A 12,467-nucleotide genomic window follows, 5' to 3' on the forward strand; every position below is an offset into this window, starting at 1 on the left:
TAACTCTATCCGATTGCAGCTTCCTGTTCCTTGGATTCCAGTGCAAATTCACTGAGTCCCTGCTCTGCCAGAATCTCACGCAACAATTCGAATGAACGAATTCGCTTGGTAAAGTCCCGTGTAGCTGTAGTCACAATGAACTCTTCCACAGCAAACTCCTGCTGGAACTTCAGCAGTGCCTGACCTACGCTTTCCTTCGTACCCCGGGTCACACTTGGCTCCAAAATCTCGATCCGATAGGTTTCGTTTGATTGACGGCCGAATTCTTCCGCCTGTTCCACAGAACCGACAGTGAGTACTTTCCCACTCTCCAGATGGATCTTCACCAGCATATGCTCGCTCGCAAGTCCTTCCGCTTCCTCCTCACTCTCGGCCACAATTAACGATATGGCTAGTGCAGCGTAGGGCTCTCGTCCCTGGGAACGATCAAATTGTTCACGATATACACGGATCGCTTGAAGCGCTACCTCTATATTACTGTTAATGAACAGTGAAAAGACATATGGGAGTCCCAGTTCCGCAGCCATGCCCGCACTATCGACACTTGCTCCAAGTACGTACAGCTCCGCTGGAATGTCCGACACTGGCGAAGCGCTGAGACCTGCAAGTGGATGCGACTGATCTTCAAGCGGCTCATTGTGGATGTATCGTTTCACCTGAACAATTTTCTCTTGAAGAGATGCGGCTTCCTGAATACCTTCCTGCAACGCCTGTGTCGAACGTGGTAACCCGCCTGGTGCACGACCGATTCCCAGGTCAACTCTTCCTGGTCCGAGCGCGGCGAGGATATTGAAATTCTCGGCGACTTTGTATGGACTATAATGCTGGAGCATTACTCCGCCAGACCCCAGCCGAATCCGCTTTGTATGCGCAAGCAAGTGGGAGATGAGTACTTCCGGGGAGGAACCTGCAACATGCCCTGAATCATGGTGCTCCGACACCCAGAACCGATGGAATCCAAGTTGCTCTGCCCGCTGTGCCAGCTCAATCGTATGCCGAAAAGCATCCACCGCCGTTTCCCCTTCATAGATGGGAGTCTGATCCAAAATGCCAACACGAATACTCATATCCTTCTCCTCCTTGATTGTGCTGAACCTCTGTTCTTGGATCACTATTAAGTTGAACTTGAGATCTTACACTTTATCACTCCGATTGCAGTACCATCTTCCGATCACGCTTCGCTTCTTCAGATTGGTTCTGCACTCTCCGTTTTGGTGTAAAAGTCAGATTCAACGTTAGACGCTCTATAACTTCCGCAGCAGTTCCCCGAAGGGCTCTGCCAATGGCGAATATTCTTCTTTTAAAGTAACGACGCTGATCTGCAACGATACACCTGCTACCTCATGTACCTGAATGGGGAACAGCTCCTGATTCTGCACTTCCTTCTTCACCGTGAGTCCCGGGAGAAAGGCAATGCCTGCCCCTTGCATAACCAGTTTCTTCGCCGTCTCCGAATTATCGACATGGTATGTAATATTCGGCGGATGTTCCAGCGAGTCGAAAGCCCGGTGAATGCGAAGCCAGTCCAGTGAACCACATTCGAAAAAGACCAGTTGCTCATTCCGGATAGCTTCCATGCTGACATGCCCGCTCTCAATGAATGGATGCCCTTTGTACACATAGAGCTGGATCGGATCTTCATAAAAAGCAACCGTACGGATCGCAGGATGCATGACCTTGCGGACAAAAGCAAGATCGATCTCCTGACCAAGCAGTTTGGCAATCAGCTGATCCGTCGTTGCGGTCGTCAATTTGATATTAATTTCGGGGTAAGCTTCCTTGATCTTGGGTAAAAAATCGGGAATGACATAGTTGGATACCGATACTGTACTACCAAGTCGAAGAGCATCCGGTGTTGATCGCCGTTGCTGAATCTTCTGCTTGCCCTTCTGAATCACTTGCAGCACTTGCTGCGCATATGGCAGGAATTTCCGACCTTCATCTGTCAGCACAATTTGTTTGCCAAGCCGATCAAACAACTTGCAGCCCAGCTCCCTTTCCAGTGACTGAATGCGAGCTGTGACCGAAGGTTGGGACAAGAAGAGTACTTCGGCAGCCTTATTGAAGCTTCCATAATGATTGATATATACAAATGCTTCAATATTCTCGATATTCATGAGCGCCTCCGTATCCACGTCCGCAGACGTTTGATTTTATATTGATTTATCCAATACGCTTACTTGGTTTTATGATATCGTAATCCCATCCTTTTCCAGTGTCAATATCAATTCATCCAGCGAGCGATCCAAACGTGTAGTCACATCTGCCGAGAGTACAAATTTTCCATCATCCAATCGCTCAATTCCCTGATCCACAGCATACACGCCACCCAAGATATGTCTTCCACCAAGGGCTGCCAGAACAGGTTTCAATACATAATCAATGGCGAGCAGATGAGCAATGGAGCCACCGATAACGAGCGGAAGTGTCAACTTGCCCCGCAACCCTTCTTGCGGAATCAGATCCAGGAACAACTTGAGCACTCCTGAGTACGATGCCTTGTATACCGGTGTAGCCACAATAACTGCATCCGCCGCTTCCACGACAGCAAGTGCATCACGAATGAATGAGCTGTCAAACCGGGCTTGCACCAGATCCTCAGCAGGCAGATCCACAACATGAATGACTTCAACGGTGATGCCTGCCTCCGTTAATTTCTGGCTGCTGTAATCCGTCAGACCTGTCAAACGCGAACGTTTGGAAGGTGATCCTGCAATAATGACAACATGTGACATGAATTTCTCCTCCTCAAGCGTAAACGGCTGTCGCCGTCCTCTGGTGGCACAGCTACCGTTTCGCAGTGAAATATAAAAATGGAAAGGGTGAAACTTATAAATTCTTATATTTTGGAATAGCGGTCAAGCCGCTCCTTTTACTTTAGGGTCCAGCCGATCGCGAATATCGTCTCCAATCAGATTAACCGCCAGTACAAACAACGTGATCGCCAGACCCGGGAACGTACATATCCACCAGGCAACCGTCAGATAACCTCTACCTTGCGAGAGCAATGCGCCCCAATCCGGAATTTCCTTCAACACCCCAAGTCCCAGAAAACTGAGTCCGGAGCCCGTCAGGATTGATGTCCCTACGCCCAGCGTAGCCATGACCAGCAAGGGTGACAACGAATGTGGCAGTACATGTTTCCAAAAAATACGGGTATTGGAACCGCCCAGTGAACGTGTTGCTGTAATGAAAGGGAGACCTTTGACTGATATGACCTGCCCACGCATCACCCGTGCGTAGCCCGGAATGGAGGAAACCGCAACAGCCAGTGCAATGTTCATCAGTCCTGGCCCAAGAGCAGCTGCAACAGACAATGCAAGGAGCACGCCGGGTACAGCCATCAGAATATCGACAGCCCGCATCGTGACAGTATCAACAATTCCTCCGGCATAACCGGAGATAATACCAAGCGCACTACCGACAATACCGCCCACTAGAACGGAAGCAAATCCAATGAGCAGCGAATCCCTGCTTCCATGCACAACCACACTGAAGATATCCCTGCCAAAATAGTCCGTCCCGAACAGATGCGCAGCAGAAGGAGCCTGCAGAATGGCATCCGTCATCATCTGAGTTGGATCATAGGGCGCAATCCAGCCCGGTACAATCGCACATGCCACGGTAAACACCACCACCAGCAATGCTACATAAAAGAATAATCGGGATACCGCGAATGAGACGCGATAACGCCAAGGGCGGCGATTCCACAGATGGATACGTCCTACACTGCCGGCCCATGCTTTTTTGTCACCAGCCAAAGGTTTCATGCTCATGAGCAACAACTCCTCCTTTCATACTCCGTGTCAGGACACTTCTGACTGTTCTATCCGATATCATGTTCGGACTGCACGCCGAACCCGGGGATCAATGTACGAATACGAGATATCCACCAGCAGATTCAAGACCACATAGATAATGGATGTAAAGAAAACAACCCCTTGCACCACTGGCAGATCCTTGGCCATTAGCGCATCCGCAATAATTCGGCCGATCCCCTGTCTGGAGAAGACGGTCTCCACCACAACGGTTCCCGCAAGCAGATCACCGATCAGCATGCCGATTACCGTTACAGCAGGAATAAGCGCATTACGCAGTGCATGGCTATACATGATGGCACGCTCCGAAAGTCCTTTAGCCCGTAATGCCACGATAAACGGTTCATTGATGACTTCCAGCATGCTGTTCCGCACCATTCGTACGATAAACCCTGCACCAACGAGACCCAGCGTAGCTGCCGGAAGAACCAGTGAGCTGAATCCGTCGGAACCCATCGCAGGGAACCAGCCAAGCTGTACTGAAAATAACAGGATGAGCAGTATCCCCGTCCAGAAGGTTGGCATGGAGATACCGAACAGTCCAACGAGCCTAGCGACGAAATCAATCACGCCATTGCGATGAATCGCAGACAGTACACCAAGTGTAATTCCAATCGTGATGGCAATGATTGAACTGAGTGCGGTCAAAGCCAGTGTCGCTGGAAAATGTTCCAGGATTTTGGGCAATACCGGATCCGAATTGATCATTGATTTGCCGAAATCCCCACGCAGCATATCACCAAAATAGTTCGCAAACTGGATGTAAAACGGCTGATCCAGTCCAAGCTGAACCCGCAGATTCTCGATCATCTCCGGGGTAGCCGAGGACGGGTCCAGCATGAGCAGAACCGGATCACCCGGCAGAAGATACATGATGCAGTACACCAGCACCGAAGCTCCGAAAATAACCAGAAGCGATGTTGCGAGTCGTGACAGTATCGTTTGAACCATACCGGGATATCTCCTTCCTGAATCTGGATTGGTCGTTCCTATAGTACGTGTTCAAAAAGACCAGTTTTCAGTACCGAGAAGATGGAATGAAGCTAGAAATGGAGTAGCGGAGCGTAGGAAACTACGTGAGCAACTGAAATGTTTCCGAAGGAAACATCCTTCGTAAGCCCCCCGCTTATTTCGGCTGAATTTCATATTCGATGCTGATCATGCCATTAGGCATGACTCGTAATCAAAAGTGGACTTTTTGAACAACCTCTGTTAGGGCTGAATGCGGACGTCGTTAAAGAGTGGATACCCCAGTGAATCAAACTTGATGCCTTCGACCTTTTTGGATGCAGCGACGGTATACGGGAATACATAGATCGGCAGAATTACCGCTTGCTCAATCAGGTATTGCTGGATTTGATTGTAGATCTGAACACGTTTATCAGGATCCGTCTCGACCGCTCCCTGCTCCAGCAATTCATCGATCTTTGGATCAGACAAACCGGACAATGTCGGGCGCTCGCCCTCTGCACTCGTATGATAGAAAGCGTACAAGGCATTAGGATCAGAATTGACCTGACTGTTGCCATAGAGATCATAATCCCAGTTCTGATAGATGACCGTTGCTACGTCTTTTGTAATCTCGACTTCAACAGCAATGCCAACCTGTTTCAACTGTTGCTGGATAATGGCGGCAATGTCATTGCGTTTCTCCCGATTGGGCGAACCATCGACATAACGCAGGATCAGTTTCTGGCCGTCTTTGGCACGAATACCGTCAGCGCCTTTCACCCAGCCTTGTTCATCGAGCAGCTGATTGGCTTTGTTGATGTCCGGGTTAATGCTACCTTCCAGCGATGCATCATAACCCAGGATTCCAGGAGACAGTGCGGACCATGCACGTTCGTAGTTGCCCAGATACAATGTTTTGACAATCGATTCCACATCTACAGCGGATTGTACCGCCTGCCTTACTTTCACATCATCCCAAGGCGCTTTGCGCAGATTGAAAAAGAGTGTGTATGGCAACCCAACCGTATTGGCCTGCAACAATTGCTGGTTCGGATCGTTTTTTAATGCAGCGATATTCTGCGGTGGAACCGTCTCGGCAGCGAGTACCTGACTACTCTGTACACTTCCGATACGCGTCGCTTCTTCCGGTACAATCTTGAATGTGATCGTATCCACATGGGGCGCGGCTTTATTTTCAACCGTCTCAGGTCCCCAGTTGTAATCCTTGTTTTTGGCAACGACGATATCCGCATTTTCATCCCATTTCACAAAGGTATACGGACCTGTGCCCACCGGATTTTTACCTAGCTGGTCACCATATTTTTGGGCAGCTGTAGGGGATACGATCCCCAGAAGTGCCTGGCTCAAGTTGCCAAGAAAGGCTTGTGATGGTGCTTCCAGATTTACCTTGATGGTATATTCATCAATGACTTCGGAGGAGCTATACGGTCTAATCAGGGCCAGAGAATTGGCAGCTTTGGTGGCCGGATCAATCACCCGGTCCAGATTGTATTTCACGGCTTCCGCATTAAACGGTGTACCATCATGGAACTTCACACCTTCACGCAGCTTGAACGTATAACTCTTGCCGTCCTCGGATACGCTCCATTCCGTGGCAAGCCACGGTTTGATGGAACCATCAGGCAGCTGCACAACCAGATTGTCGTAGATCGTCCGGATGGCACGCACCGTTACGGCAAGCCCACTGCGATGAGGGTCCAGCGTATCGGGTGAAGTTGCAAGTGCAAAAGTCAGGTTGCCTCCTTCGGCTTGCCCGGCCTGCCCCCCGCCTGATGCCTGTGCCGTACTGTTCGTGCTGCCTCCCGCCGCTCCGCAACCGGATAATACCATCACCAATACTGCTGCCAATGCCATATATTTCATCCATGAGATAGACCTGTTCATATCGCTTCCCCCTCTGTGTATACAGGTGTCATTAAATTGATGTTTATACCAATACTCTATATATCCTATGAGTTAAGTCGGTTTTAAGATAGTACGAAACGTAGTGATTACTTTAATACCGTTTGGAGAACACAACAGACAAAATCAAATGCTCGTTCGCTCCCTATCCGTTATGCCAAATCAGATACAACTTGCTTCTTCGCAGCCGTATAACGGTTAACCGGAATCTGTACCCCAAGGTTACCTCGCAATGTATCGTGTTCATAGTCCGTACGATACAGACCGCGTTCTTGCAGAATCGGAACAACCAGTTCCACAAAATCAGACAATCCACTCGGCAGTTCCGAAGCAATAATGAAGCCATCCGCTGCTTCCGTCTCGAACCATTCCTGAATCTTGTCAGCAACCTGCTCCGGTGTGCCCAGGAATTTGCTACGCGGTGTTGCTGCCCGCAGAGCCACTTCACGCAAGGTCAATCCCTGCTCTTTGGCATCCTTCTTGATCTTGTCGGTTCCACTGCGGAAACTGTTGCTTCCAATGCCATTCAGCTCCGGGAACGGTTCATCCAGCGGATATTGGGAGAAATCATGGTGTTCGAAGAAACGTCCAAGGTAATCCAGCGCTTTATCAATGGTAACCAGACTTGCGATCTCCTGATATTTCTGTTCAGCTTCCTCTTCCGTCCGTCCAACAATAGGATTGATGCCTGGCAGAATAACAATATCCTGTGAAGAACGTCCATAGGAAGCCGCCCGTGTTTTCACATCCTTATAAAATGCCTGTGCATCTTCAATCGTATCGTGTCCGGTAAAGACAGCATCCGCTTCTTGCGCCGCCAGCGTTTTGCCATCTTCCGATGAACCTGCCTGGAAAATCACCGGCTGTCCTTGCCGTGAACGGGCAATATTGAGCGGACCTTGTACGGAGAAAAACTCTCCTTCATGATTAAGCGTGTGCAGCTTGGATGGATCGAAGAAGACACCGCTCTCTTTGTCTCTCACAAAGGCATCATCTTCCCAAGAGTCCCACAACCCTTTGGTTACCTGTAAATATTCCGCGGCAATGCGATAACGTTCTGGATGCGAAGGGTGACTGCTCTTGCTATAGTTCTTCGCTGTACCTTCCAGCGGAGAAGTCACGACGTTCCAGCCTGCACGGCCATCACTGATCTGATCGAGGGAACCGAACTGTCTGGCTACGGTGAACGGATCACTATAGGATGTCGAGAGGGTGCCTACCAGTCCAATATGTGAAGTAACGGCAGCCAAAGCGGAGAGGATACTGATTGGTTCGAAGCGATTGAGGAAATGCGGAATGGATTTCTCGGTAATATACAGACCGTCTGCGATAAAGACCAGATCGAACTTGCCTTCCTCCGCTTTCAGTGCCTGACGTTTGTAGAATCCAAAGTTAACGCTGGCATCCGACAGAACCTCCGGGTGTCTCCATGTGGTGTTGCTTCCTCCAACCCCATGAATAATGGCTCCAAATTTCAAACTGCGTTTCGCTGTCATATGCACTCCGCCTTCCTTGGATTAGAATCTTCAAAAGAATGATCAAGGGCCAACTGAACTGATTACGTATGCGAAATAACTTAAAAGTTAACTATTCCTATGAGTTTGGTTTGTTTTAATTTCACAAATCTTATCACTGCCCCGTAAAAGGGTCAACAGCGTGACTAATAGATTTTTTCTATATGAACATTGAAGATGTAAATAAGACCATTTACATCCCAAGAGAGCTATAACTTATTGAACGTTCCGGCTGCTGTACAAATGCGATCTTGCATCATGCAGCAACCGGAACGGCTTGCTCCAAAGGTATATATCAACTCCCGTTAGACTGCTGCCGCTTCGTCCGCTCGTGCCAGAAGTTCAGCCAGCTTCTCCAGATCAGGTTCCAGCAAGGCTTCAAACTTGCCGTCCCCTCCCACTTCAATAACGGGTACATGCCGAATGCCATATTTTGCTTCAAGCACATCACGCAGCACGTCATTGCCCTGCACTTCAATGTTCTCAAAAGGCTGGTTTCGCTCTGTCAAAAATGCTTTCACTTCCCCGCAGAAATGACAGCCTGTTTTGCTCCACAGCACGACTTTTTTGGTTGATGATGACATCGACATACCTCCTGATTAGTTTTAAGATCAAGATCTGGGCGATTGAATATGAACGCCCTAGACCTTCAATTCCTATCTGTTAAATAAGAATTATGGCTCTAAATGTACTCCTGTGCCCTTCCTGCGTCAATGGATCTGCTAATAGAATAAACCTATAACCAAATAGAAAGATTAAATTATAAATTTGAAAGATGGCTTATTTTACAGGAATGAATCGCTATTGCTTCAGTAGTCTAGCTACCAACTCATATGTAATATTCGGATGCGGAATGAATCAGAGCGATTACACAGGGTACCGCTACATTTTCCATTCCGCATCATGCTGCTGATTCGCATAAACAGATCGCCTGACATTACAGATCTGGGTTCAAGAGTTGAGGTGGGGCGATAATGGGCCAGCCTTCTTCCATCGAATTCAGTTGGTCCGCAGACACGCTGATTATATTCCCAGAATGTACACCCCAACGTTCTGCCGCATAGACCGAAACAAATCGTCTCCGCTTGTCTCCGCTGATCTGATATCGAATCTCGGGTGCATCCACTGCGGCAACAATACTTCCTTCTGCCCAGCCATTGTGAGAACCATGAACCGCTGTCGTATGCACCTGTTGTGATTCCCTCGGCCATCTTTGCACGTCCCCCGCTGATATCAGTGCTTCTCCGGCAGGAATGGCGAGCAGGTCCGGTTTGGCAACCTGAACAGGAGATATTCCACGCGGTACAGGGATGTTCAACTTACGCCGCCGACCGCCAGTTAAAGTATAGACCTCTCCTTTGGCATCGGACAGGAACGAACCTTCCGGGTAGAAGTCATAACTGTGTCTGAACTGTAATGCTGGATCTTGGCTGCCCTGCGTTGAGATTCGCTGACGCGGATCCATTGGGTTTGTGTCACCCTCCTCTTGTTGACCGGATGGGGTACCAGAGGTTTGTTGTCTAGCCAAGCGGGAGGTTTCGGCAACCAGCGCATGGGGATCTCCCCACTTTTGGCTATAAAACTGCTCGTTATCCTTATTCACTACAGCAAAGTCTTGCTCACCCAAGGCTTTCATACTGACACTTCCGAAGTGGTGGATAAAAGCATCCCCGGCTACCGCAAGCTGGTATCCTGCCAGCTTCACCCGAATGATCCAGTCATCATCTTCGAAATTGCCCACCGCGTACCCTTCGTCCAGATAACCTACCCGTTCCAGCAGCTCCCGTGAGAACAGCCAGCAGAATCCGACCAGGCGATCGGTTATTCGATGTTTGTCTGCATCCGGACGATTATGTGTGGCGGCAAAAGGCCACATCTCTTCTACCTCACGGTACGGAACCTGAATCTGCTGATCCCCGCCAATATAGTTGGTCACCGGACCCACTACACCAATCTTCGGATCACTGGCAAGACAAGTCATCATGTTATCCAGCCAGCCTGGAGTAACGAGCGTATCGTTGTTCAACACGATGATATGTCGTCCTCTCGCCATCATCAGCCCATGATTGACACCTCCGGCAAACCCCCGGTTCTTATCCAGGGATGCCACCCTCACCATGCCGCCTTTGCGGAGCATGGCCTCGGCAGTTCCATCCTTGGAGGCATTATCCACAACAATGATTTCGAAAGGGGCAGGGGTATGTTTCTCGATACTGGACACACATTGCAGCACATACTCCCGCTGATTGTACGTGGGGATAATGATGCTAACTCCTTCAAAAACAAGACCAAACGAGCTCTGTCCCTGGCGGACACCTTCGTTGTATCCTCTGGTATACCCCTGTTTGTAGAGCCTGGCGCCTTTGGGTGTGCGCCTGCTTTTGCCTTTACGTCTGGATTTCCGTATTGAGCGACGACCTGCTGCATGCAGGACTGCCATGTCAGATCGCGAGACATCGTGTTGTGTGGCACGGCAGGCCGCTTTTTTTTCGCTGCTTATGCTGCCATTCCTGTTGTTTTCACTGCGGCTGTTGTCACTGTGAGTGCTGATATTTGGAGTGATGTTGTGATGACTGTGACCTTTTCGACGGACAACATTTCGAGCATTAACCTTGTTGTTACGACCATGACGTCCTTCCCCGCGCTGTTGATCGGGTGTGTTCATGTTGCTCCCTCCATTTCCACTTGTCCGTGAGGCCAACACGCACATAACCAGCCCCCGGACGGTCCACTAGAGTTGAAGCTCTCCTGTTACCAGTTTGTCAGCCAAATGTCCAAAATCCAGAGCGACCTTGCCGAGTTCACCTGCAATTCGCCGACACAGAATGACCGCCGGAATTCCCGCCGCCACCAACGCGATATCAAAAGCATGTTCTGCGGTTTGCTGCATCACCTTTGGAATATCCATGACTCCCGCCACAGAACCAATGATGCCTGTGACATGAATCCCCCGGTTATGCAGCAGTGCCGCAAGCTCTGGTGCCTGGCTGCCTATGAGCAGAACCCGCCGTCCTTGCAGTAAGGGCAACACCAGGCCGGACTGATGCAGACTGTAATTGATCGTGGAGCTGGTCAATTTCAACCGGGACCAGTCGATCCCGAAGTGGCGCAATACCGGGAATAACAGCCCCTGGAATGTCGGTGCCCGCGAGATCGGCACGCCAACCCAGTCGGCGGCCTGTATGGCTTCCGCAAGCATCGCGCGGATGTCGGGGGTTGAGCATGGCACCCCTGCATAGGGCAGAAACGGTGCCAGCTCCTGCACTTCGTGGCCTGGCAGCACCGTATCGGCTGCCAGCGTGAGCAGTTCGCCATCTCCGAGGCGAACGACAGACAAAGGGCGCTGCGCATCCAGCGCCGCCGTGATGTGTCCAGCCATCTCATGCGGGCTGGACAGCCGGGCCAGGCTGGGCGCGTATTGGCGGAATCCCGCCGCGATCAGATCTGCCGCCGCCACGGCAGGCAGAATGTGATCCGGCGGGATGTGCTGCGCCACCAGCGCCTCCCCGCCGGCGAATACGCCGTCGCGGTAGCCCTCGGCGTAGCCGCCGGGCACAGCCTCCGCCTGCACTGCGTGCTCCGCGGGCGGAGGCGGCAAGCCCTTCGCGCCGGCAGCGCCTCCCCGCCCTGCGGGGGCGACACCCTTCGGGTGTGTCGCCTGGCGCGGGGCGGGGCCAGCACCGCTGGCAGGCATCGCCGGTGGCGTGCTGGCTTGCGGTGCTGGCAAGGGCGCACGGCGCATCGCCGTGCGCTGCTTGGCGCGGGCAGCGGCACGCCGGCCCCGCGCTGATGCAGGCCTGCGCCCAGCAGTGGCCCGGCGCAGGCCGGCTTTGCCTTTGCCGGTGCGGCTGGCTCTTGCCGCTCTGCTCGCGCCCGCAGACCCAGCTTTGCCTGCTCTGCCAACAACACTGCCTGTGCTGCTCGCTTTCCTTGCAGCAGCCTTATGCGATGCGCCGGCAGATGTACCCGCTTTGATCGGGGTACTCCGTTTCCCTGACTTCACACCTCTGACCCCAGCAGACCCTGTACCTGCTGCTGCCGGAGTGCCACTGCCCATAAATACGGCCGGGTGGATGCCCCGGGGCTTACCCGACACGGAGGCCTTAGCGGCCCCGGTGCGTGTCACTACTCTCACGCCATTCCCTCCTTTGGCATGCACGAGGATTGTCGCTGCGCAAAGCGCCGGAGCATCCTTCCAGCTCCGGCGCAGAGTGTTCTGCTCCCATGGGGCACCGCACAGCGGCAGCATCAGTCGCATATA

At 51.3% G+C, this 12,467-nt stretch carries 10 protein-coding genes; all 10 read right to left on the reverse strand.

Going from position 1 to position 12,467, the window contains the following annotated elements; all coding sequences use genetic code 11:
- Nucleotides 1–5 precede the first annotated feature (5 nt).
- The 10 genes from NSQ20_RS25855 to NSQ20_RS25900 all read right to left on the reverse strand — a co-directional run bounded on the left by NSQ20_RS25855 (nucleotide 6) and on the right by NSQ20_RS25900 (nucleotide 12,464).
- Entirely contained in the window at nucleotides 6–1,067 is a 1,062-nt protein-coding gene (locus NSQ20_RS25855) for an LLM class flavin-dependent oxidoreductase (protein WP_036673426.1), read from the reverse strand.
- Between the two features lie 177 nt (nucleotides 1,068–1,244).
- Nucleotides 1,245–2,117, reverse strand: coding sequence for a LysR family transcriptional regulator (locus NSQ20_RS25860; protein WP_036673424.1), 873 nt, complete (start codon nucleotides 2,115–2,117; stop codon nucleotides 1,245–1,247).
- A 69-nt stretch (nucleotides 2,118–2,186) separates the two neighbouring features.
- Nucleotides 2,187–2,735, reverse strand: a complete 549-nt coding sequence (gene ssuE / locus NSQ20_RS25865) for an NADPH-dependent FMN reductase (RefSeq protein ID WP_340031179.1) — start codon at nucleotides 2,733–2,735, stop codon at nucleotides 2,187–2,189.
- Between the two features lie 123 nt (nucleotides 2,736–2,858).
- The gene (locus tag NSQ20_RS25870) at nucleotides 2,859–3,776 is read right to left on the reverse strand and encodes an ABC transporter permease (RefSeq protein WP_340031180.1); all 918 of its coding nucleotides are present in this window, start codon (nucleotides 3,774–3,776) and stop codon (nucleotides 2,859–2,861) included.
- Nucleotides 3,777–3,836: 60 nt separating this feature from the next.
- On the reverse strand, nucleotides 3,837–4,769 hold the full coding sequence (locus NSQ20_RS25875; protein WP_076253262.1) for an ABC transporter permease: 933 nt from the start codon (nucleotides 4,767–4,769) through the stop codon (nucleotides 3,837–3,839).
- Between the two features lie 261 nt (nucleotides 4,770–5,030).
- Nucleotides 5,031–6,674, reverse strand: coding sequence for an ABC transporter substrate-binding protein (locus NSQ20_RS25880; RefSeq protein WP_340031181.1), 1,644 nt, complete (start codon nucleotides 6,672–6,674; stop codon nucleotides 5,031–5,033).
- Between the two features lie 170 nt (nucleotides 6,675–6,844).
- Nucleotides 6,845–8,188, reverse strand: a complete 1,344-nt coding sequence (locus tag NSQ20_RS25885; RefSeq protein ID WP_047841256.1) for an LLM class flavin-dependent oxidoreductase — start codon at nucleotides 8,186–8,188, stop codon at nucleotides 6,845–6,847.
- A 323-nt stretch (nucleotides 8,189–8,511) separates the two neighbouring features.
- On the reverse strand, nucleotides 8,512–8,790 hold the full coding sequence (locus NSQ20_RS25890; RefSeq protein ID WP_036605813.1) for a glutaredoxin family protein: 279 nt from the start codon (nucleotides 8,788–8,790) through the stop codon (nucleotides 8,512–8,514).
- A 353-nt stretch (nucleotides 8,791–9,143) separates the two neighbouring features.
- Nucleotides 9,144–10,871, reverse strand: coding sequence for a glycosyltransferase family 2 protein (locus NSQ20_RS25895; RefSeq protein ID WP_179086549.1), 1,728 nt, complete (start codon nucleotides 10,869–10,871; stop codon nucleotides 9,144–9,146).
- A gap of 66 nt (nucleotides 10,872–10,937) precedes the next feature.
- Nucleotides 10,938–12,464, reverse strand: a complete 1,527-nt coding sequence (locus NSQ20_RS25900; RefSeq protein ID WP_340031182.1) for a GT-D fold domain-containing glycosyltransferase — start codon at nucleotides 12,462–12,464, stop codon at nucleotides 10,938–10,940.
- Between the last annotated feature and the right edge of the window lie 3 nt (nucleotides 12,465–12,467).

It is taken from the genome of Paenibacillus sp. FSL K6-1122 (assembly GCF_037977015.1).
GTDB classification, from domain to species: Bacteria; Bacillota; Bacilli; order Paenibacillales; family Paenibacillaceae; genus Paenibacillus; species Paenibacillus amylolyticus.